This is a genomic window from Shewanella sp. SP2S2-4, assembly GCF_031932025.1.
GTDB lineage: Bacteria > Pseudomonadota > Gammaproteobacteria > Enterobacterales > Shewanellaceae > Shewanella > Shewanella baltica.
In genome coordinates this window covers 148,649-172,128 of record NZ_JAUOER010000001.1, presented here as the reverse complement: position 1 = coordinate 172,128, position 23,480 = coordinate 148,649, and the positions used below count along the sequence as shown (strand labels likewise).

Below are 23,480 nucleotides of genomic sequence, written 5' to 3'. Positions count from 1 at the left end.
TTATTCATCGTGGCGTGATATTTATTTTTTACGTCATTCACGCACTGTTAGAGCATTCTCCATTTGCAAATTTATCACTATCTAAAGAGGTATATATGTGTTCAGGTCACATAACCTTTGTTACAACGGAAATAACATATTTAAAATGTGCAATAGGGCGGGAAATATGAATCAAGTTGAAGCTAATCACTGATTGAATACGGTATAACTTGCGCGAGTTAACATGTTGAATGGAATGGATTTAACTTTATTAAATAAAAGTGGTATTGATTGTGGGTTTTACGAGGTATTTTATCTAATTGTATTTTATAGATATTATAATGTGACTTTGCACATTAATAATTTCAATTAGTTATTTTTGAGTATTCTATAAATAATGTTATTTATCCAGCCTTTATTGTATGGGATTATGTTATTAGTTTGATTAAATGTTACACAGTTGATTCTTAAGGGGATGTAATGCAGAAACAAGGCATATCAGAAAAACGTTTTTGGATTCAACGTTTGAGTAAAACCAGTTTAAGGGCATTGCATATTTTAGGAATAGTCGGTGTTGGCGGTGGCATTTTATTAAGTGTAGATAAAACGCAATGGCTGAATTATTGGTATCTCGCCATGACGACGGGCAGCATATTAATGTTGTGGGAAATTGTGCGTGATTGGCGTTGGTTAATTCAGCTTAAGGGTGTGTTAACCTTAGTAAAAGTAGGCCTACTTGGTTTGTTTGTCCCTTTGGCTAATTTCAAGCCTGAGCTGTTAATCGCGATCCTCTTTTTGTCCGTGATTGTGTCCCATGGTCCAGCAGGGCTCAGGCATTATTCTATTGTGCATCGTCGGCAAATCGACTCGAAAAAAGAAATTAAGGGCTAATTCCAATGTCTGTAATCCATGCGCCAATCGTGACTCCCGCAGCCTTAATCACTGAGTTTACTTGGCCTGTTTCTCGCTTTGATGGACTTAAAGTACTCGATCTTGCCTGCGGCTCTGGACGTAATGGTTTGTGGTTTCTAGCGCAAGGTGCAGAAGTGACATTTATCGACAGGGATTTGTCTGCCATGTCGCACATTGAGCATGTGAACGCCCGCAAATATCAATGGGATTTAGAAGCCGAGGCTGCGCCATCGCTACCGATTGAAGAGTACGACATAGTGTTAGTATTCAATTATCTGCATCGGCCATTATTACCGCAAATTGCCAAGGCGGTTAAGACTGAAGGCCTTATCGTCTATGAAACCTTTACCACACAACAAGCTGAGAGTGGGCGGCCACGTAACCCCGATTTCTTACTCACTGAAAATGAACTCAAATCAGTGTTTGCTAACTGGCAACCTTTACATTACTTTGAAGGTCGATTATGTGATCCGCAGTCCACTCATAGCAGTTATAAAGCACAGTTGATTGCGCGAAAACCTAAAACGTAAGTTTACCGATTGAGACTCAAGAGGTTGTAGGATGTTTCCCTATCCAGAGCAATATCGCATTGCAACACCACCGCTAACGACCGCTGTCATGGTGGCTTGGGCTTTATTCAGTCATAGCCTGTTTTCCGATGCCAGCCCTGTCGCTCTGTATCCGCTATTAGCCCTGTTCCCTTTGGTGATTGGATTGCACTTGTATTTGATTTGGTTAGCAAAAGGAATGGGGCGACTCGATCAGTTTTTCTATGCCTTAGTGCATATCCCGCTAGCGTTCGTGGTGTGGACATTTACGATTATGCATGTGAATGGCAACGCTTTTTCTTAAATTCGCCTGACGTTTTATAGAAAAATAACAAAAAAAAGCGCCCTGATAATCAGAGGCGCTTTTTTAAATGCTGTATTGCTAACAATTAGGCCGTAGTGTTGATGTTGTGGCCTGCATTACCTACTGGTTTTGGCGCCGCAGCTGCAATTAAATCTACCGCGATTTGACCTTCGGCTTTTTGCTGCTCTTTGGCTAACTGAGCAACCTTAACGCCAATTGCACCATTTTCTAGATTAGGTGCGATAGCTTGGGTATTCAGTGAAATTGACATAACTAACCTCGATTGTAAGCTGGATCCCTTTATCGGCAAACCCAAGGTTAACTTTAGTCGTTAGCCATAAATTTGCCAATCTTCCATTATTTTGCCAATTATTTCGCCGATTGTTTCGTCAATTACTTGGCCTTAGCCGAGAACAGTTTGCGGCCGATGACAATAATGGCTGTAATCCCCAATGAGCCTAAGATCAACCCCAGTGCCAGCGCCACATTTTGCAGTGCAGTAGGGTCGATAACCAGCGCGATACCCATACCCAACATCATCACACCTGACATGAGTTTTAGGGCTTGGCCTTCTTTTTCAGTCAGTTTACGTTTACCTAAGGTCGCGCTGAAGACGATAACGATAATCGCCAGCGGGATCACGTAAACAATGTTATATAAAACCAGGTACATATAGCGTTCAATGTCTGGCAGATTGTGCATAGAAAGCACGCTGGTGTAAATCATCGGGAAGCCCGCGGTGCAGAGTAGTTCATAGGCGTTGGCGAGGACTGCTAGTACGGTCGATCCAATAAGCAAGGCGCCTAAGCTACTCGAATTTGACAGTTTACCCATGCGCTTTATCAAGCTCGTCCGGTTTTCCGCCGACATAGATAGCGTCACTTCCCCCTTCGTAAAGAAGTAATCTTTGATGTTGATGACACCAGCGATTAAGGCTAAACAACCCGCCGCTAAGATGATCATGCCGCCATCACTGCCTGCGCCCAACAGCTGGAAGATGTTTAGCCATGCGGTCATAAATAGGAAATAGATAAAGCCAGAGAAGAACACGAAAATCCCGCCTACGAGCAACATGCGGCTGCGACTCTTGGCATTAACCATGATCGACAATAAAAACAGTAAAACGAAGAAGGCGCAGGGGTTAAAGGCATCAACCCCTGCAAGCACTAAGGTGAGCAGCGGCAAAGACATAGTCTCAGGAGTCACTACGCCCACTAAAGGTAACTCAACGGGCTGGACTTCAGATTGCACTGACGACGGTTCTGTAGCATCCCCCAAGCTGGTGGCATCGCAGGTGCCTTCGCCAGTATCTGTGCCGCAGGTGCCAAATAGCGGCGCATCGGTTTCTGTACTCGCGCTCGTACTGACAACGCCTTTGGTGGGCAAGTCCGCTTCGCTGAGTTGACCGCCAAGGGATAAATAGCAATTTTTCAGTCGATTGACGAGAAACTCGCCGGTGACTGCTTCGCTCGAATAGCCCACCACGGCTTTTTCGCAGCTGGCCATATAGGGTACAGAACGCGCCTCTGTCGTGGTTTTTGCGGCGATAGTTTGCCAAATATCCTGCACGCCTGGAGCGGACACCATATGGGATTCGAGTTCTATCCAAGGGTATTTTTGCGGTAATGAATCGATGAAAGGATGGGCCTCTGCACAATGTGGGCAGGTTTTGGACCAGAAGAAATACAGTTTAATTTTGAGCTCACCTTGAGCATTCACATAATGCCAAGTTTGATCCGCTGAGCTTGCTGGCGCTGTTTCGGCCCAGCTCGGGATGGAAAAGGCAAAAAGGAATAATAGGGAGCAAAACAGCGAGATTTTAGATAGATATTTTGTCATAGCGCCTCCCACTGAGAGTGGGTTTAAGTATCGTCAAACGGTTCGATTAACTCTTACTCTACTTACATCAATCATTTTGATTAAATTAGATATTAAGAAGTGTTAGTTAACTCGCGAATAATAATTTTTTGGGAACTGAAACCAGTTTATCTCCCTGTTAAATGGTGTGATGCACACCACTCTCAGCTTGAGTCGTTAATGGCTAATAAGAATAGAGCACCCGAGGGTGCTCTATTTCTGACGTTATCAACAAGTGTCTATGATGGATTATGGTTAGCCTAACGCTACGCCATTTACGCTCAGTTTCACGTCAATATTATTACGTGTAGCGTTTGAGTATGGACAAACTTGATGCGCGTGACGCACTAATGCTTCAGCGGCTTCTTGCGGTAAATCTAAGCTGACTTCTAAGGCAACCGCTAATGCAAAACCGCCGGTATCATTGGCACCTATGCCAACAACCGCACTGACTGGCGCTTGTGTAATATCCACTTTGCCGATTTTAGCGACATGCAGAACGGCGTTTGAGAAACAAGCGGCATAACCAGCGGCAAACAGTTGTTCTGGGTTAGTGGCAAGTCCGCTACCGCCCATGGCTTTTGGATAGGCTAACGCGACATCCAGTAAACCATCATCCGTGCTCACTTGACCCTGACGACCCGCTTTTGCTGTGGCACGTGTTTCATAAAGTGTTTTCATAATATTGACCTTCTAAGGTTAAGGATTAAGTAAGTTGATTTGAATTGTGTGCAATTCAATTGTAGCAAACTATAATTCGATCTTTGGTGTGAATGCAAGTATATTGTGCGCAATATATTTAATTTATTGGATCTTCCTATGGCAACAACTCAACCCAACACCCGTGTTAATCCTGTCGATATGGCCGAAAATACCAGCGTAGATAATGCTTTATGCCTTGAAAACCAAGTGTGCTTCTCACTTTATAGCGCCGCGAATGCTATGGTGCGAGCCTATCGCCCTTTGTTAGATAAATTGGATCTCACCTATCCGCAATACTTGGTCATGCTAGTGTTATGGGAAGAGCAGGGCATTAGTGTCAAAACCTTAGGGGATAAACTCTTCCTTGATTCAGGCACGTTAACGCCATTGCTAAAGCGGTTAGAATCTAAGGGATTAGTGACTCGCGGTCGCAGCGAACAGGATGAGCGCGTGAGAGTGCTCGCCTTAACGGCCGCAGGAATTGCCCTCAAAACGCAGGCAAGTGAAATCCCCCATTTAATGCGTTGCAAAGTCGGCGGCGAGGCGAGCGAGTTAAAAGCCTTAAAGGCCATGTGCGATCAAGCACTTAAACAATTACATGCCAGTATTGATTAAACTCTTATCGTCGAGATTTGATCTAAGACTAACTTATTGACATATTAACGCTTATTAGCTGTTCGACTGAGCTTGATTGAATGCATGAGGCTCAGTAGGTCGGTCGTCTATGGAACGTTAGCGAGAGTGAGTTATGGCCAGTTTCGATATAGCCATTATTGGCGGTGGGATCAGCGGTGTCGGCATTGCCCAATATGCGGTAGCGGCGGGCTATTCCACCTTGCTGATTGAAAAGGGCGAAATTGGCGGCCAAACCTCGGCTAATTCCAGCAAGCTTATCCATGGCGGCTTGCGCTATTTAGAAACGGGGCAAATCAATTTAGTCCGTAAGTCCTTGCTTGAACGGCGCCATTTACTCAATCTTGCGCCCACTCTGGTTAAAGCTGTGCCTTTTTATATTCCAGTGTATGACAACAGTCAGCGCAGTCCCTGGACTATTCGCGCGGGCTTAAGCATGTATGCGCTGCTGAGTGAGTTTGATCCCTTGGGCCAATTTGTGTCTGTGCCTGCCGTGCATTGGCATCGTTTTAAAGGATTGAAACTCAATGGATTAAAGGCGGTGTTTCAGTATTGGGATGCGCAGACCGACGATAAGTTGTTAACTCAAGCGGTGGCGCGCAGCGCGCAGGCACTGGGCGCTGAAGTCTATGCCGAGGCTGAATTTCTTGAGCTGGAACATAGGCGCGAAACTTGTGAGCTGAGTTTTAGCCACAGGGGCGAAATCCATAAAGCCGAAGCGAGTCTAGTGATCAATGCTGCCGGCCCATGGGTGAATGCGGTTTTAAGCAAAGTCTTGCCTCCACTTGCGTGTGTTGAACTCGATTGGGTGCAAGGCGCCCATGTGCTACTGGATATTCCTGCGCCCGATGGCATCTTGTATTTAGAGTCTTGCTTCGATAAGCGGGTCATATTTGTGATGCCTTGGTATGGGCAAACCTTGGTTGGCACCACAGAAACGGAACTGGCGTCTTTAGATAAACCACCCCAAGCGACCGAATCTGAAATTAATTATCTGCTTGGAATTTATAAGCATTACTTCCCGCTAACGCCGGAGATTGATGAGCTTAAGACAAAGATAACTCAAACCTTCTGCGGCATTCGGGTTTTACCGAAGCAAAATAGCCAAGCCTTTGAGCGGCCGCGGGATACCTTGATGAAAACATCGATTTCCCATCCGCGCATCCTCAGTTTATACGGCGGTAAGTTAACGACGTTTCGCAGCACCTCGGCAGAAGTACTTGAATGGATTGAAAAGGCCCTTGGTAAGCGCGAGGCGATTGCCGATGTTGATAAACTCAGCTTGTCTTGAATAAACCTAAAATTGCGCCCTTGATACTGGTTTGAGCGTGTTTCGAGATGATTTTTACCCGTAAAACCGCTACAGTGTGGCGTTTTTTTACTGAATCTAGGATCTGTCGTGAGTGCTGCTATTGTGAATGCCGTTAAGCAATGTGGTTATTTTAATCAAGGTCAGTGCCTTTCTTGCCGGCATATTCAGCAGCCTCTAGCGCAGCAAGTAGCGGTTAAAACCCAAACGTTACTGCAATTACTCGCGCCTTTTATTCCCGCAAATTCGGCAGAACTTTTTCTGCCTCCCATTACTGGCGATGACAGCGGCTTTCGTAATAAAGCCAAAATGGTGGTGCTCGGTGCCGCCCATGAACCCGTGTTGGGGATTGTAAGCCCAAGTGGTGAGGCGGTGGATCTTTGCGACTGCCTGTTATATCCCGCTGATATGCAAGCCTTGTTGCACCGTTTAACCCGCTTTGTGCAGCAGGCGGGGCTTCCTCCCTATCGGGTTGATAAAGCCAAGGGCGAGCTTAAGTTTATTCTGCTGACACGCAGCCAAGTGCGCGGCGAATATCTGCTGCGTTTTGTGCTGCGATCACACAATGGCATTGAACGTATCGAACGCGAATTACCAGCATTATTGGCGGAATATCCGCAGATAAAAGTCGTGTCAGTCAATATTCAACCGATTCATATGGCAATCCTTGAGGGTGATGAGGAGATTTTCTTAACAGAAAATACCCGTCTTGAAGAGCGTTTTAATCATGTGCCTTTATTCATTCGCCCCAAGAGCTTTTTCCAAACCAATCCGCAGGTGGCAGCAAAGCTGTATCAAACCGCCCGTGAGTGGGTTGCCGAGTTTTCTCCTCACTCGTTATGGGATCTGTTCTGTGGCGTTGGCGGTTTCGGACTGCACTGCGCATCCAAAGACATTACCCTCACAGGGATTGAAATTGAAGCCGAGGCAATTGCCTGCGCGCAAATGTCAGCGCAAATGATGGGGCTCGAAAACGTGCAATTTATGGCGCTCGATTCCACCGACTTTGCCAAGGGCAAAAGCGCTGCCGATAAGCCGGATTTGATCATTGTTAATCCACCAAGGCGTGGCATTGGCGAGGCTTTATGCCAGTCATTAAGCGAGTTTGCACCTAAGGCGATTTTTTATTCTAGCTGTAATCCCAAAACCTTAGCGAAAGATCTTGAGCATATTCAAGGTTATCACTTAACCAAGGTGCAGCTATTTGATTTATTCCCCCATACGGATCATTTTGAAGTCTTAGCTATGTTGGTGAAGGATTAATCTTTTAGCTCATCAATGTATCTCTAAGCATTTGTACTCACTCGCTTTACGGTTCTTGAAATCCGCTCAAACAATCTTAAGGGCTCTGCTGTGTGGGGCCCTTGTTATGCTTTTATCTGCGTTGCTCGCGTGAAACTTCATCAAAATGTCTTTTTAGTGGCATAATCTTCAGCACTTTATGCATTGATGGGCGGCGATTTATGCTACAGATTTTCCTACGCTTTCTTACCTTAGGCTTGATGAGTTTTGGCGGACCTGCGGCGCACATTGGTTATTTTCGCCAGACCTTTGTTAATGAACTCGGTTGGCTCGATGATAAGCGTTACGCCAGTCTCGTCGCCTTAAGCCAATTTATGCCGGGGCCAGGGTCGAGCCAAGTGGGCTTTGCTATTGGTTATCAAAGAGGTGGGCTGGTGGGGGCGCTTGCTGCCTTTGCCGGTTTTACGCTACCTTCCTTTATTTTTATGTACTTACTGGCGGTAACAACGTCGGCGTGGCTCGCTAATCATTATGTTCAAGGGATGATTGATGGGCTTAAATTGATGGCCGTCGTTGTGGTTGCCGATGCCGTTCTTGCCATGTTTAAACAATTCTGCCAACGCAAATCCGCCCGTTTGCTGATGCTAGTCAGTGCTGCGGCGATTTTGATTGCGCCATTTATGTGGACGCAAATCCTGCTGTTACTCGGCGCTGCGACTATCGGTGTTTATAAATTGAGTGCGACGCAAGATGACACTGCGCCGCTTGCACCGATTCACTTGAATTATCTCTATTTACTGCTCTTTTTTGTGTTACTCATCGGCAGTTTTTTTATGGTGGATTTCGGACCAGAGGCTTGGATCTTCAGCGAGTTTTACCGCGTAGGGAGTTTAGTGTTCGGTGGCGGTCATGTTGTGCTACCTCTGCTAGAAACGGCAGTGGGCGATACCATAGGCGGCGATCGTTTTCTGACGGGTTATGCCTTTGCCCAAGCTGTGCCTGGGCCTATGTTCACATTCGCGACCTTTTTAGGCGCCGAAGTTATGCTAGATAAACCTTTCATGGGGGCTTGCATCGCGACTGCTGCCATTTTTTTACCCGGATTTCTCCTTATGCTGGTGGGCCTGAAGGGTTGGCATGCGATTGCGGCAAGACCGAAAATTGCTGGTGCGATTGCTGGCGTCAATGCCTGCGTTGTTGGCTTACTCGCGGCCGCACTTTACCAACCGGTTTTTTCTCAGGCGGTATTCTCGGGCAAAGATATGGCCTTGGTATTGCTCGGTTTTGGTGCATTGAAGTTATTTAAACCACCCATGCTGGTGCTGGTTTTAGGCTTTAGCTTGTGTGGGATCTTGCTAAATCTGCTTTGAACTGAGGGCAATTAATTGCAGGTTTCTTGAGCAAGATTAAGATTTTGTTACTTTAAGCGCATAGAGAAATAACAATGTTAGCTATACTCCAAAGATACAAGTTGTATTCCTTTGGAGCATTCAAGCATGTCTAAGTTGAGTTTACGCAATAAATTACTATTGCTATCGCTGTTCCCTTTGATCCTCGCATTACTCATATTGATGTCGGTTTCCTATTATGTCGAACAAGATGCACTTGCCGCTGAAGTGGTCACTTTTAAAACTAAGCTCGTCGGTGAGCGTAAACAACAAATTAAAGAAGCCACCGAAATTGCCGCAGGCATAGTGAATTATCAATTATCGCTAAAAGAGCAAGGCAATGTGAATCAAGCACTCAGAGACATACGTTTTGGTAGCGCAGGTTACTTTTTCATGTATGACTCTCAAGGTAAAAATATCTTTCATGCCCTAATCCCAAGTTTAGAAGGGCAAAATAAGATTGATATGACAGATCCCCGCGGCACTAAAATTATCGTCGGCCTGCTCGACGCCGCTAAACGTGGCGATGGTAGTTTCTCCTACTACTACCAAAAACCCAATACTAATGAGCAGATTGAGAAGATCAGCTACGCCATGATGATCCCGGGCACTGACTGGATGTTAGGTACTGGGGCCTATATCGATGATATCGATGCCGTTGTTGAGGAATATCGCGCCACAGTGACAGAACAAATGGCAGATAAATCCTTCGCCATTTTACTGATAGCACTGTTCCTTACGGGTATTACTGGCTTTATCATCATGATCGCCGCCCACCGTATGGTCGTGCCAATCAAGAATATGGCCGATAACTTGAATGATATCGCTAAGGGCGAAGGGGATTTAACCAAACGACTCGCCGTAAAAGGGGAGGACGAAATCGCTCAACTTGGACGTTCCTTTAACCTCTTTGTCGATAAGCTGCAAAATATCATCGGCGATGTGGCGACGGCGACCGCTAAAGTGAAAACCGCGGCCAATGCGATTCATGCGCAAACTAAAGTTATGTCGAGTCAGTTAGTCAGTCATAACAATGAAACCGATCAGGTGGTGACGGCGATTACTGAGATGTCATCCACCGCCAGCGAAGTGGCTAAAAATACCACTCAAGTGGCAGAGGCGACCCACGCAGCAACGGGCGATGTGGCTAATGCCCAGCGCTGTGTTGATGCTTCGCTTGAAGAAATTGCCTCTTTAATGTCGCAAATCAACAATGCGGCGGGCAGTATCAAGTCACTCAGCGAGCAATCCCAGAAAATCAACAGCGTACTGTCAGTGATTGGTGGTATTGCCGAGCAGACCAACCTATTGGCATTAAACGCCGCTATCGAAGCGGCCCGTGCCGGTGAACAGGGCCGAGGTTTTGCTGTGGTCGCCGATGAGGTACGTAACTTAGCCAGCCGCACTCAAGCCAGTACGTTAGAAATCAATGAGATGTTATCGGCATTACATAAGCTAGTGACCCAAGCCGTGAAAGCGATGGAAGAGAGTCAACAAAGCTGCGTGCGTTCGGTGGATTCTTCTCGCACGATTTCCGACAGTCTGGGTTCAGTGACTTCGGCTGTGACTGCGATTAACGATATGAGTACCCAAATTGCGGCAGCGGCGACAGAGCAAAGCTCAGTAACCGAAGAAATTAACCGCAACGTGTATGCCATCCAAGAGATTGTGAATGAGCTACTGCACTCCAGCGAAGATGCGGCCAGAGTGAGTCTGACGGTATCAGAGGAAGGTATTAACTTAGGTAAATTAGTGGGACAGTTTAGGATTTAATTACATCAATCTAAATAAAAAAACGGGAGACTTAAGGTCTCCCGTTTTTATTTGGCTCGTTTATTTTTTAAGCGTCAACCGTTAATTCAGCTTAGCTTTTTCGCCTTAATCAATCTTCTCGGCAACCCGTTCTACCCTCACAGAACAGACCTTATATTCTGGGATAAAAGCCACAGGATCGAGCGCGTTGATGGTGAGTTTATTTGCCGCCGCTTCAACAAAATGGAAGGGTAGGAATAGCACGCCAGCTTGCGCTCTTTTCGTCACAAAGGCGTCGATTTCAATTTCGCCGCGACGGGTAGTGAGTTTGATTTTATCGCCATTGCCTATCCCGAGTTGCTCAGCGTCATAGACTGAAATCATTACTTTAGGCGAGCCGAGTAAGTCGAGCCCCGCTGTTTTACGGGTTAAGGTGCCTGTGTGGAACTGTTCTAGTAAACGTCCGGTCGAGAGGGTGAGCGGGTACTCACTGCAGGGCATTTCTGCGGGTAAGCGATAACTCACTGGCGTGAACTTGCCTAAGCCGCGGGTGAATTGATTTTGGTGCATGATGGGCGTTCCCGGATGGGTTGCATCTGGGCAAGGCCATTGAATGCCTTGGGGAATTTTACCGTCAACTCCAGTGCTTAATCGTTGCCAAGTAATGCCGCGATATTGTGGTGTCAGCTCATTGATTTCCTGCCAAATCGCTTCTTCATTGGGGTAATCCCAAGCGGCACCCATCGCATTGGCAATGGCTTGGACAATTTGCCAATCGGGCAGTGCTTCACCTGGCGGTAGCAGGGCTTGTTCGAGTCGCTGCACTCGTCGTTCAGTATTAGTGAAATGACCGCGTTTTTCGACAAAGGCTGCGGCGGGCAGAACCACATCGGCAAGCTCGGCGGTTTCGGTGAGGAAGATGTCCTGCACCACTAAAAAGTCGATTGCATTAAGCGCCCTAAGCACATGGGCTTGATCTGGGTCGCTTAATACGGGGTTTTCGCCCATCACATACAAAGCCTTGATTTTCCCTTTGGAAATATCATGCATCATATGGGTTGCGGTCACGCCAATCTCCCCCGATAACGGCGTTTGCCAATGTGCCTCGAAACGCATTCTGGCATGAATGTCGGTGACTTTTTGGTAACCACTGAAGAAGTTAGGCAGTGCGCCCATGTCACAGGCACCTTGCACATTACTTTGTCCCCGCAGTGGATTAATCCCCGCTCCTTCAACTCCAATATTGCCGCACAGAAGTTGTAGATTAGATATGGCGGTGACATTGTCGTGTCCCGTCGTGTGCTGGGTAATGCCCATGGCATAGTAGACTGCGGTTTTGTCGGCCGTTCCTATGGTTTGGGCGATGCGGGCGATATCTTCGGCTTTAACACCTGTTATCAAGGCTGCGTTTTCTAGGCTGTAATCTGTTTTTGCCAGTTCAGCATAGAGAGCATCCACGCCTTCGGTGCGTGCGGCAATGTAGCTTTTATCCTGCCAGTCATTACGGATGATTTCCGCCATAATCGCATTGAGTAACATGACGTCTGTGCCGAGTCTGTGGGCGACATAAAGCTGTGCACTGTCGGCAATGGCGACACGTTTAGGGTCGGCCACCATTAGTCTCGCGCCATGCAAAGCCACGGCTTGCTTAATTTTCGAGGCGATGATCGGGTGAGCACTGCTGGTGTCTGAGCCTATGATAAAAATCACATCCGATGCTTGAATGCTCGGAATGTCATTGGTCATGGCACCACTGCCGATACTTTGCTGCAGGCCTGTGACTGTGGATGAATGGCACAGACGGGCGCAATGGTCGATGTTATTGGTGCCGAGTATGCTTCTGACAAATTTTTGCAGGAGGAAGTTTTCTTCATTGGTGGCTTTTGCCGAGGCCAAGCTTGCCAGTGCATTGCTGCCATGTTGCTGTTTTATTCGCTGTAAATTTTCGGCCACATAGGCGATGGCTTCAGGCCAACTACTTGGCGTGAGCTGGCCATTTTTACGAATGAGTGGCGTGGTGAGGCGTTTTTCACTGTGAATAAAATCGAAACCAAACCGGCCTTTCACACACAACATGCCTTGGTTTACCACAGACTCTTTATTGCCTTCGATATGACGGATCTGATTCGTGCTGGTATCGATTTTAAGGTCAAGCCGACAGCCTACACCGCAATAGGTACAAATAGTTGAGGCGGTTTTGAGTGGCATTTCATCGCCTTGGCGTTTATCCCGCGCATCGACGAGTGCACCCGTTGGGCAAACCTGCACACAGTTGCCGCATTGCACACATTTGCTGTCGGCCATGCTAGCGCTAAAGCCGACTCTCGGTGCGCGGCGCGTGGCGATTTCACTTATGTCTTGCGGCAGCGCTTGATAGGAATCATGGGCAAATTGAATCGCACAATGGCCACTCTGCAACTGGCACACATCGACGCACTTACCGCAGCTAATACAACGATTTGCATCAAATTGAATGAACGGACTCGATTTATCGACCGAAAATTTACGCGCGCTTTGAGTGCTGAGTGACTTAGGTTCGACATGGTAGTCGGTCGCATAGTCCCTTAATTTACAATCCGTATTGGCTTGGCAGGCGCATTCGAGGCAGCGAGCAGCTTCTTGCATGGCGGCATCGGGAGTAAAGCCTAGCTCGACTTCGCCGTAATTGAGTAAACGTTGCACCGCGTTCAATTCGGGCATGGTTAAACGGGCTTTACGTGCGACAGAGGGGTAGAGCTCGGTAGTTGGCAAGCCTTGTTTTATTGTGTTAGCTACTGCTTTTGATGAATTAAATTCAGTGGCATGCAGCTCACAGCTTAGGCCTTGTTTGAGCAATTTATCTATGGCAATTGCGGCTTTATGGCCATCGCCTATCGCGGCGACTGCGGTAGCAGGGCCGCGGCGTGCATCCCCCACCACAAAGAGTTTTTCAACCCCGGACGACATAGTGTGCTCGCAGCCAATAAAGGTATTCCAGCGGCTGAGAGCGAGTTCACCATTGCTTAAGTGGCTCGCGGGATCTTGCATAAAACTCATATCGGGAGTTTGTGATACCGCGGCTATCACAGTGTCGAAATCCTGGGTAAAGGTTTCACCAGTATCAACGGGAGCGCGTCTGCCAGAGGCATCGGCTTCGCCGAGTGCCATCTTAGCGAAGGTGACTGAATGGACTCTACCTTGCGCATCGCTATGGTTTTCAAGCGGATTGGTTAAAAAATGAAACTTCACCCCTTCGACTTTGGCCTCATGTACCTCGTAAGCTTCGGCGGGCATTTCTGCGCGGGTGCGACGGTAAATTAAGGTGACATCGCAACCTTCACGCACTGCTGTGCGGGCGCAATCAATAGCGGTATTGCCACCACCAATGACGGCGACTTTCTTACCTAAAACAAGTGTCTTTTCGAGACAATGATCTTTTAAGTAATCGACACCTAAGTAGCAACCCGCGAGTGTGCTGCCGGGATAATCCATAGGCACAGCTTTTTGGGCGCCAATGGCGAGACAAACGGCATCGAAATCTTCAACTAATTGATTTAAATGTATCTCGTGACCGAGACGCGTTTCTGTGTGTATGGTTAAGCCATTGCGGCACAGGAGTGCGATCTCCTTGTCTAGTATCGCCTTAGGTAAGCGATACTCAGGAATGCCATAACGTAGCCAGCCACCCGCCTGTGGCATAGATTCGAATACTTCTACGCTATGGCCTTGGTTTGATAAGTAATATCCGGCACTTAGCCCTGCTGGACCCGCACCGATAATCGCGACTTTTTTGCCCGTGTCGGTTTGGCGTGGCGGCACATAACTCATGCCCCCATTTTCGCCATCAGCTAAATCGAGATCGGCGGCGTGGCGTTTTAATTGGCGTATGGCAATGGGCTCATCGACGAGTCCGCGGCGACATTGTGCTTCACAAAAAGCAGGGCAGACACGGCCAATGGAGAGTGGCAGTGGCAAAGTTTGTTTAATGACTTTAACGGCTTCAGTATGGTTGCCTTGGGCGATGTGATACAGGTAACTCTGCACATCGACGCCCGCAGGGCATGCTTGTTGGCAGGGGGCTTCGCAATCGGCAAAATGATCGCTCAAGATTTCAGTCAGCGCTTGTTTGCGTTTTTGACTTAAGAATTCAGACTGAGTTATGACTCGCATGCCGACGGTGGCGGACGTTTCACATGCGCGTACGCAGCGCAAACTGGCGTCGGAATTCTCAATCTGGACGACACACAAATTGCAGGCTTGCTTGTCTGCATGCTCGTGAACGCCTAATTGCTGCGAGGCTGCGCTGGGATCACATAAGCTGGGTATTGCTATGCCAGCAGCATGCGCCACTTGCAGTAGGTTATCGGTCGGATTAACCGACAACACTTGGTCATCAATTCGAAGTTCTATCATCCCATGGCCTTTTTATATGTAGGGTGCTTAGCTGCTATAGCGCGGGGCTGCAGGCTTAGGTTGTTTCGAGTATACCTAGACAGCTTTAGAAGACGCTTATGGGCGAGTGAAGTTTACTGCAAAATTGCAGCTTGAATCACAAACCCGCCCAGACTGTGCGCTGGTGAATGTTTGTTCTGATTTAGTCGTGATAGGGTTGGCGTTATCAGGCCTTTTTAGTTGTGTTTCCTTTGATATTATGTGGATTTTTTAGGCAGGAGAGCGCTTGTGTGTCAGTCATTGGCCTCGCGCATAGCACTATCTTGGCTAAATTTAAGTAAGATCACAGTCTTAACTCATTGCTTTTTGTTAGTCTCGGCTTTAGTGCTGTGGTCTTTTAGCTTGGAAAATAATCCTTGTTATCCCATTTAATGAACAGTGCACCCCTAGGTTTACCAGTCTGGTTAGGTTAAAATGCGCGGTTGCAAATACTGTTAATCACCGCCCCTTTTAGTGGAAGATCAATTAAAGCGGCCAAATAAAGAAAGTTGAAAACTCATGTTTGAAGTTAATCCAGTAAAATTCAAAATTAAGGAGCTTGCCGAGCGCACGGAGCTTCTTAGGGGGTATCTTTGACTACGATGCCAAAAATGAGCGTCTAGAAGAAGTTACCCGTGAGCTTGAAAGTTCAGAAGTGTGGAACGACCCAGAGCGCGCCCAAGCCTTAGGCAAAGAGCGCGCCAGCCTAGAAGCTGTGGTCAAAACCATAGACGATATGGACTCAGGTCTTGAAGATGTTGAAGGCTTACTCGAGCTGGCTATTGAAGAGGAAGACGAAGATACCTTCAATGAAACCAGTAAAGAGCTGGATTATCTCGAAAGCCGCCTTGCCGATCTTGAATTCCGTCGTATGTTCTCCGGCCCGCAAGATGCGTCAAACTGTTATTTAGACATTCAGTCTGGTAGTGGTGGTACCGAAGCCCAAGATTGGGCCAACATGGTGCTGCGTATGTACCTACGTTGGGGCGAAGCCCATGGCTTTAGCCCTGAGTTGATGGAAGTGACCGATGGTGACGTGGCCGGTATTAAAGGCGCGACCATTAAGTTTACTGGCGAATATGCGTTTGGTTGGTTACGCACTGAGACTGGCGTGCACCGTTTAGTGCGTAAGTCGCCATTCGATTCATCGGGTCGTCGTCATACGTCATTCTGCTCTGTGTTCGTTTATCCAGAAATCGATGACGATATCACGATTGATATCAACCCATCGGATCTGCGTATTGACACTTATCGTGCATCGGGCGCGGGTGGTCAGCACGTTAACAAAACGGAATCGGCGATTCGTATTACCCACTTACCGACTAACACAGTCGTGCAGTGTCAGAACGACCGTTCACAGCACAAGAACAAAGATGCTGCGATGAAGCAGCTGAAAGCAAAACTGTTTGAGTTAGAAATGCTCAAGCAAAATGCCGACAAACAGGCCGCTGAAGACGCTAAGTCTGATATCGGCTGGGGCAGTCAAATTCGCTCTTATGTATTAGACGATGCCCGCATTAAAGACTTACGCACAGGCGTTGAAAACCGTAGCACTCAAGCGGTACTCGATGGCGATCTGGATAAGTTTATCGAAGCCAGTTTGAAATCTGGGCTGTAATTAATTCAAGGTATAGACGAGAAATAAGATGACTGAACAAGTAATTGATGAGAACAAACTGATCGCCGAGCGCCGTGCCAAGCTAGAAAGCATCCGCCCAAACTGTAGTGCTAATGCGCATCCAAATACCTTCCGTCGCACCCATAAAGCGGCTGAACTGCAAGCACAGTATGGTCAAAACACTAAAGAAGAACTCGAAGCCTTAGGTTTTAAGACCAGCATTGCTGGCCGCATCATGGCAAAACGTGGTCCTTTCTTAGTGATCCAAGACGTGTCTGGCCGTATTCAAGCCTATGCTGAAAAAAGCGTACAAGCTGATTTGAAAGAGCGTTTTCAAGGTCTGGATATCGGTGACATTATCGGTGTAACCGGTCAGCTGCATTTGTCTGGTAAAGGCGACTTATATGTCAACATGGAACAGTACGAGCTACTGACCAAGGCGCTGCGTCCATTGCCTGCGGACTATTATGGTCTAGCCGATCAAGAAATGCGCTATCGTCAACGTTACGTGGATCTGATCGTTAACGAAGATTCGCGCAATGCCTTCATCATGCGTTCTAAAGTGGTTTCTGCAATCCGTAACTTTATGATCAAAAAAGAGTTTATGGAAGTTGAAACCCCTATGATGCACGTGATCCCAGGTGGTGCTTCGGCCCGTCCTTTCATCACCCATCACAACGCCTTAGACATGCCAATGTACCTGCGTATCGCGCCAGAATTATATCTGAAGCGTTTAGTGGTTGGTGGTTTTGAGCGTGTGTTCGAAATCAACCGTAACTTCCGTAACGAAGGTCTGTCGCCACGTCATAACCCAGAATTCACTATGATGGAATTCTATATGGCTTATGCAGACTACAAAGATCTGATGGACTTAACCGAAGAAATGCTTAGCTCGATTGCTATCGAACTGCTTGGCAGTGCGCAAATGCCATACGGTGAGCACACAGTCGATTTCGGCGGCCCATACGCACGTTTAAGCATGTTAGAAGCGATTCAGAAGTACAATCCTGATAACGCGACCATCCAAGCTATGACCTATGAGCAAGTGAAAGATGTTGAATTCATGCGCGATTTAGCGAAAAGCTTAGGCATGAAGATTGAGAAGTTCTGGACTTGTGGTCAGCTGCTTGAAGAAATCTTCGGTGAAACTGCTGAATGGCAATTGATGCAACCGACGTTCATCACTGGCTACCCAGCGGACATTTCACCTCTGGCACGTCGTAACGATGACAACCATTTCATCACTGACCGTTTCGAATTCTTCATCGGTGGCCGCGAAGTGGCTAACGGCTTTAGCGAGCTGAACGATGCTGAAGATCAAGACAACCGCTTTAAAGCACAGGTTGACGCGAAAGATGCCGGCGACGATGAAGCTATGTTCTACGATGCAGACTATATCACTGCACTAGAGCACGGTTTGCCACCCACGGCAGGTCAAGGTATTGGTATCGACCGTTTAGTGATGTTGTTCACTAACACTCATACTATCCGTGACGTGATCCTGTTCCCAGCGATGCGCCCACAGGCGTAATGCAGTCGAACAAGGCATTTCGTTGTAAATCTTGTTGTATTAGCTTAGCCACGCGACTGCTAGTGAGTCGCTTTTGGTTAAGTTTGCAGTGATTGATTTAGGTATAACCAAACCATCACAGTGATGAATGCCCCTAAAAGAACCAGCCATTTGGCTGGTTCTTTTGTTTTCTAAAATAGCTAAAAATGATGCGTACTAGAGTCGAGCGATTAGTGACCTAAAAATAGGTTAGATGAACATCATCAAGTGGCATGTGAGTTTCAGGTTGTGGCTATCGATTGTAGTGTAGATTGCGGGTTTAGTTTGTGAGTGTCGATTGTGGCTTTAACTTGGGGTTTCATATTGCGATGTTAGGAAACACTCGCCACGCTGCAGGCATCCAGTCACCAGTTACACACGATATTGGCTGTGTTCATTTCATTATTGGTAGAGAAGATTTACGGGAAGACCTAGGATGAAGGGGTTAAGACGCGGCAATCAGTGAATGCCAAAATAGCAGGCTGCATCACTGACGTTATAAACAGTACGATGAACTATTTTTAAACGCATTTATTCACCTATACCCACTCCTGTGGCTGTTTCAGATAATCAACCCGACATTAGTCTAATAGTGTGTTGCTTGACCTCAGTAGCTAACTCAATGAAACTCTCCATTAAATCACCTCCTACTAAAGTATGGATAATTAAATAATGTTAATTTTCTTTATTTGTATCGCACTCTTAGTGCTTGCATACAAGTTCTATAGCCCCTTTGTTGAACGTCAAGCGGGTATCGATCCTAAAGCTAAGACGCCACAGGCAAAATTCGAAGATGGTGTTGATTATGTGCCTGTTCATCCAGCTAAAGCGTTTCTGATCCAATTCCTCAATGTTGCGGGTGTGGGGCCTATTTTTGGTCCGATCCTCGGTGCCTTGTACGGTCCCATTGCCTTAGTGTGGATTGTGTTGGGGAACATTATTGGCGGCGCGGTGCACGATTATTTTTCTGGCGTGCTCAGCATTAAAGAAGACGGTAAGAGTTTGCCTGAGATCGCTGGCCACTACTTTAATATCTACTTTAAAGGCGTGATGTTGCTGTTTACCGCCATGCTACTGTTTTTTGTGGGCGTGGTCTTTATCATGAGCCCAGCAGGTTTGCTGAGTAATCTCGATTATTTCAAAGACACCATCTTTGGCAATAACACCTTCTGGGTGTTAGTGATTTTAGCCTATTACTTTTTGGCGACTATGCTGCCGATCGATAAAATCATCACTAAACTGTATCCCGCATTTGGTTTGTTGATGATAGTGATGACGGTTTCTATCGCAGTTGCCCTGATGCTCAATGCGCCGCAGTTACCTGAAATGGGTGATGTGTTTGCTTATTTTGATCACAGCCACTACAACAACGAGTTACTTGAGCCAAATCCAGACGGATTACCTGTATGGCCACTGTTGTTTGTGACTATTACCTGTGGTGCGATCAGTGGTTTCCATTCGACCCAAGCGCCTATCATGGCCCGTTGTTTGACCAACGAGAAGTATGTGCGTCCCGTGTACTATGGCGCTATGGTTGCTGAAGGTATTGTTGCTTGTGTATGGGCAACGGCCGGTATTGCGGCTTTCCCTGGTGGTTATGTTGAGCTTAAGAGTCTGCTCGACCAAGGTGGCCCAGGTTTAGTGGTTAACCAAGTGGCGACGACTTATCTCGGTGTGGTGGGCGGCATTATGGCGATTGTGGCCGTGGCTATCTTCCCGATCACCTCTGGTGATACCGCGTTCCGTTCGCTGCGACTGACGATTATCGACGCATTCCATATTCCGCAAAGCATGCGTAATCGTTTACTTGTCGCGGTACCTATTCTCACGATTGCGTACTTTATGACGAAGATCGATTTCTCCTTGATTTGGCGCTACTTTGCCTTCTCAAATATGCTGCTATCAACCAGTGTATTGTGGTTAGCGACTAAGTATTTGTTCGATCGCGGGACCTTCCATTGGATTGTGAGCTTGCCAGCGATTGGTGGTACTAGCGTCACAGTTTCTTACATTATGACAGCGGGTATTGGTTTGGGTTTACCCCAACCTTTGAGCCAGCCTGTGGGTATCGCAGTTGGGGTTATCTGTTTAGTCGCGCTGATTATTGCGCACAACCGACGCAAACCTGTGGCAGACGTCAACTAGTCCGTTACACCAAGTTTGACCATTTAGACACAAGGGCTGCATTTTGCAGCCCTTGTTTTTTATGATTAGCAGTAACTTAGCTATCCTTTAATATCTTAATTTAAAAAGGGCAATGTTTGCTGAACATTATTTAATGGGATGATTTATCGCGTTTCATCTAGAGGTAAGGTAAGGTCGTTAGACTGTTTTTTGTTTCTCTATAGAAACGATTAGTCGGTGAGTTAGAACGTTACGCAGTACAAACATGCAGCAAAAGTCATTTAGTTTTTACTTACTTGAATATTTTTTGCGAACAGAAGGAGAGCACGTTATGTCTGAGAACAAATGTCCTATGCATCATTCTGCTGGTGGCACCACGAATCGAGATTGGTGGCCTAAACAGCTCCGGCTCGATATTCTGCATCAGCACTCTTCCTTGTCGAATCCTATGGGCGAAGACTTCAATTATGCTGAAGCCTTTAAATCCCTCGATTTAGCCGCGGTAAAGCAAGATCTCCTCGCATTAATGACTGATTCACAGGACTGGTGGCCTGCGGATTTTGGTCACTATGGACCACTATTTATTCGTATGGCGTGGCACAGTGCCGGCACCTACCGTACCGGTGATGGACGCGGCGGTGCGGGCAGCGGTAATCAACGTTTTGCGCCGTTAAATAGTTGGCCAGATAACGTCAACCTCGATAAAGCTCGCAGGCTCCTTTGGCCGATCAAACAGAAATATGGCAATAAAATCTCCTGGGCCGATTTGATGATCCTCACGGGTAATGTCGCGCTGGAATCTATGGGATTCAAAACCTTAGGCTTCGCCGGTGGGCGAGTCGATATATGGGAGCCAGAAGTCGATGTCTACTGGGGTACCGAAGATAAGTGGTTAGACGATAAGCGTTATTCTGGTGAGCGGGATCTTGAAGACCCCCTCGCCGCAGTCCAAATGGGGCTGATTTATGTTAATCCTGAAGGACCGAATGGCGACCCCGATCCTTTCGCTGCCGCTGTCGATATCCGCGAAACCTTTGCTCGCATGGCAATGAATGATGAAGAAACTGTGGCCCTAATTGCCGGTGGCCATACTTTTGGTAAAACCCATGGTGCAGGTGATGCTGCATTAGTCGGGCCTGAGCCTGAAGCCGCCAGTATTGAGCAGCAAGGGCTAGGTTGGCTGAGTCGCTATAAAAGCGGTAAAGGTGGCGATACTATTTCCAGTGGCCTTGAAGTGACTTGGACCTCAACGCCAACCCAATGGAGTAACAATTTTTTTGAAAATCTATTCGGTTATGAATGGGAACTGACTAAGAGCCCAGCGGGCGCCCACCAGTGGAAACCTAAAAATGGCGCGGGTAAAGGGGTGATCCCCGATGCGCATGATGCTTCAAAACGTCATGTGCCAACCATGTTGACCACCGACCTTGCACTGATCTTCGATCCTGATTACGAGAAAATTTCCCGTCGATTCTTTGAGCATCCCGATGAGTTTGCCGATGTATTTGCAAAGGCTTGGTACAAGCTGACACACAGAGACATGGGGCCATGCACACGCTATTTGGGTCCTGAAGTGCCAGCCGAAGCGTTTCTTTGGCAAGATCCCATCCCTGCGGTTGACCATCCCTTGGTTGATGAGCAGGATGTCATGGATCTTAAAAGTAAGATTATTGGTTCAGGATTAACGATTTCAGAAGTGGTAGCAACCGCTTGGGCCTCTGCATCGACCTATCGCGGTTCTGATATGCGCGGTGGTGCGAACGGGGCGCGAATTCGCCTCGCGCCGCAAAAAGATTGGCCAGTGAACCAGCCTGAGCAACTCGCTAAGGTGCTGAAAGTAATTGAGAGTATTCAGTCTGAATTCAACAAAAGCGGTAAAAAAATCTCCCTTGCTGATTTGATTGTGCTGGCAGGTTGTGTCGGTATTGACCAAGCGGCCAGAAATGCGGGAGTTGAAGTGACTATTCCATTTACGCCGGGTCGTATGGATGCCACGCAAGCGCAAACGGATGTGGAATCTTTTGCGGTACTGGAACCGGTCGCCGATGGCTTTAGAAATTATCATCCCCCCCAGTTTTCGCTATCGGCGGAGGAGTTATTGGTCGATAGGGCACAGTTACTGACATTAACCGCGCCGGAAATGACAGTGCTCATCGGTGGGTTGCGAGTGTTAGATACGAACGCCGACCAATCTAAAACGGGTGTATTGACCACGCGCCCAGAGTTTTTAACCAACGACTTTTTCGTTAACTTGCTGGATATGGGGACGACATGGAAACCCACTTCCAAAGCGGAGGATAGGTTTGAGGGTGTTGATCGCGTTAGCGGCCAGCAAAAATGGACGGCGTCGCGGGTTGATTTGATTTTTGGCTCTAACTCGCAGCTGCGTGCACTTGCAGAAGTATACGCGAGCAGCGATGCGCAGCTGCGATTTATCGATGACTTTATCGCGGCTTGGACTAAGGTAATGAACTTAGACAGGTTTGATCTGCGCTGAGTTTAGCTTTAGTTTGTAAGTCTTATCTAAGCGGCAAATGGGCCCGATTTAAGCCTTGTCGTCTTGAAGGTTAGTCTAGTGCTTAAGTGGATTTTTCAGTCAAATGATCGCCTAACTCTCACTGGTTACGCGATCATTTTTATTAATCTGTAACGGCGTTTATCAATTTAGGGTAGGGATATGAACATTCAGCAAATGTCGGGTTTAGCTATTTTACAGGCAATGGCAAAGGGTGAACTGCCTGCTCCTTCTATCACCCAGACTATGCCCATGTCATTGATTCGAGTCGAAGAAGGCTCTGTGCTGTTTAATGCGACAGCCGATGATAAGCATCTGAATCCGCTAGGCGGCGTTCATGGTGGTTTCGCTGCCACTGTACTGGATTCTGTTACTGGCTGTGCTGTGCACACTTTGCTTGAAGCGGGTGTGGGTTACGGTACTATCGATTTGAATATTAAAATCTAAGCATCAAGAGTTAGTGGCTGAGGGCAGAGTGATTAATCTGTCTAAGTCCTTAGGAATTTCGGAAGGCACGCTAAAAACGCAGGATGGAAAATTACTGGCCACCGCTACGGCGACTTGCATGATTTTAAGACCATAGGCTGATGCTATGCGGTACCCAATGTTATTAGAACAGTACTTTACCCTGTTAGCTG

16 protein-coding genes and 1 pseudogene are annotated in these 23,480 nt (G+C 47.2%); 13 read left to right on the top strand and 4 right to left on the bottom strand.

Annotation, left to right across the window (positions count from 1 at the left end; genetic code table 11):
- Positions 1–459 precede the first annotated feature (459 nt).
- The 3 genes from Q4Q54_RS00780 to Q4Q54_RS00770 are packed head-to-tail and all read left to right on the top strand — an operon-like array spanning position 460 to position 1,743.
- Positions 460–870 carry a hypothetical protein gene (locus Q4Q54_RS00780; RefSeq protein WP_311987235.1) on the top strand — a complete coding sequence of 137 codons (411 nt, stop codon included), beginning with the start codon at positions 460–462 and terminating at the stop codon, positions 868–870.
- Positions 871–875: 5 nt separating this feature from the next.
- Positions 876–1,421 carry a methyltransferase domain-containing protein gene (locus tag Q4Q54_RS00775; RefSeq protein WP_311987233.1) on the top strand — a complete coding sequence of 182 codons (546 nt, stop codon included), beginning with the start codon at positions 876–878 and terminating at the stop codon, positions 1,419–1,421.
- A gap of 31 nt (positions 1,422–1,452) precedes the next feature.
- Positions 1,453–1,743, top strand: coding sequence for a hypothetical protein (locus tag Q4Q54_RS00770; RefSeq protein WP_006083993.1), 291 nt, complete (start codon positions 1,453–1,455; stop codon positions 1,741–1,743).
- Between the two features lie 85 nt (positions 1,744–1,828).
- Here the strand turns inward: Q4Q54_RS00770 and Q4Q54_RS00765 are convergent, their stop codons facing one another.
- The 3 genes from Q4Q54_RS00765 to Q4Q54_RS00755 form a co-directional block, all read right to left on the bottom strand.
- A complete protein-coding gene (locus Q4Q54_RS00765) occupies positions 1,829–2,014 on the bottom strand; it encodes a cytoplasmic protein (protein WP_106651481.1) in 186 nt (61 codons plus the stop codon).
- A 122-nt stretch (positions 2,015–2,136) separates the two neighbouring features.
- A complete protein-coding gene (locus Q4Q54_RS00760) occupies positions 2,137–3,582 on the bottom strand; it encodes a cytochrome C biosynthesis protein (protein ID WP_126492655.1) in 1,446 nt (481 codons plus the stop codon).
- Positions 3,583–3,855: 273 nt separating this feature from the next.
- On the bottom strand, positions 3,856–4,281 hold the full coding sequence (locus tag Q4Q54_RS00755) for an organic hydroperoxide resistance protein (RefSeq protein WP_220591015.1): 426 nt from the start codon (positions 4,279–4,281) through the stop codon (positions 3,856–3,858).
- 138 nt (positions 4,282–4,419) lie between these two features.
- On the opposite strand from Q4Q54_RS00755, the gene ohrR reads away from it, so the two are divergent.
- The 5 genes from ohrR to Q4Q54_RS00730 all read left to right on the top strand — a co-directional run bounded on the left by ohrR (position 4,420) and on the right by Q4Q54_RS00730 (position 10,647).
- Complete coding sequence (gene ohrR, locus Q4Q54_RS00750; protein ID WP_261272200.1) at positions 4,420–4,917, top strand: hydroperoxide resistance transcriptional regulator OhrR; 498 nt, start codon at positions 4,420–4,422, stop codon at positions 4,915–4,917.
- 133 nt (positions 4,918–5,050) lie between these two features.
- Positions 5,051–6,226 carry an FAD-dependent oxidoreductase gene (locus Q4Q54_RS00745; protein WP_311987230.1) on the top strand — a complete coding sequence of 392 codons (1,176 nt, stop codon included), beginning with the start codon at positions 5,051–5,053 and terminating at the stop codon, positions 6,224–6,226.
- Positions 6,227–6,334: 108 nt separating this feature from the next.
- On the top strand, positions 6,335–7,507 hold the full coding sequence (gene rlmC, locus Q4Q54_RS00740) for a 23S rRNA (uracil(747)-C(5))-methyltransferase RlmC (RefSeq protein WP_311987228.1): 1,173 nt from the start codon (positions 6,335–6,337) through the stop codon (positions 7,505–7,507).
- A gap of 200 nt (positions 7,508–7,707) precedes the next feature.
- On the top strand, positions 7,708–8,856 hold the full coding sequence (gene chrA / locus Q4Q54_RS00735; RefSeq protein WP_311987226.1) for a chromate efflux transporter: 1,149 nt from the start codon (positions 7,708–7,710) through the stop codon (positions 8,854–8,856).
- A gap of 126 nt (positions 8,857–8,982) precedes the next feature.
- Complete coding sequence (locus Q4Q54_RS00730; RefSeq protein WP_006083987.1) at positions 8,983–10,647, top strand: methyl-accepting chemotaxis protein; 1,665 nt, start codon at positions 8,983–8,985, stop codon at positions 10,645–10,647.
- 105 nt (positions 10,648–10,752) lie between these two features.
- On the opposite strand, the gene fdhF is transcribed toward Q4Q54_RS00730, so the two are convergent.
- Positions 10,753–15,018, bottom strand: coding sequence for a formate dehydrogenase subunit alpha (gene fdhF / locus Q4Q54_RS00725; protein ID WP_311987224.1), 4,266 nt, complete (start codon positions 15,016–15,018; stop codon positions 10,753–10,755).
- A 537-nt stretch (positions 15,019–15,555) separates the two neighbouring features.
- On the opposite strand from fdhF, the gene prfB reads away from it, so the two are divergent.
- The 5 genes and pseudogenes from prfB to Q4Q54_RS00700 all read left to right on the top strand — a co-directional run bounded on the left by prfB (position 15,556) and on the right by Q4Q54_RS00700 (position 23,425).
- Positions 15,556–16,654 (top strand): peptide chain release factor 2 gene (prfB, locus tag Q4Q54_RS00720; RefSeq protein ID WP_263185929.1). Its coding sequence is split into 2 segments (ribosomal slippage): positions 15,556–15,630 and positions 15,632–16,654, totalling 1,098 coding nucleotides; the frame shifts between segments, so codons are not numbered across the junction.
- Between the two features lie 28 nt (positions 16,655–16,682).
- Positions 16,683–18,185, top strand: a complete 1,503-nt coding sequence (lysS, locus tag Q4Q54_RS00715; RefSeq protein WP_006080389.1) for a lysine--tRNA ligase — start codon at positions 16,683–16,685, stop codon at positions 18,183–18,185.
- Positions 18,186–18,875: 690 nt separating this feature from the next.
- A complete protein-coding gene (locus tag Q4Q54_RS00710; protein ID WP_311987220.1) occupies positions 18,876–20,348 on the top strand; it encodes a carbon starvation CstA family protein in 1,473 nt (490 codons plus the stop codon).
- 310 nt (positions 20,349–20,658) lie between these two features.
- Positions 20,659–22,824 (top strand): catalase/peroxidase HPI, encoded by a 2,166-nt coding sequence (katG, locus tag Q4Q54_RS00705; protein WP_311987218.1) that lies wholly within the window; start codon positions 20,659–20,661, stop codon positions 22,822–22,824.
- Between the two features lie 180 nt (positions 22,825–23,004).
- Positions 23,005–23,425 (top strand): annotated as a pseudogene (locus Q4Q54_RS00700) (PaaI family thioesterase).
- Positions 23,426–23,480: the final 55 nt, after the last annotated feature.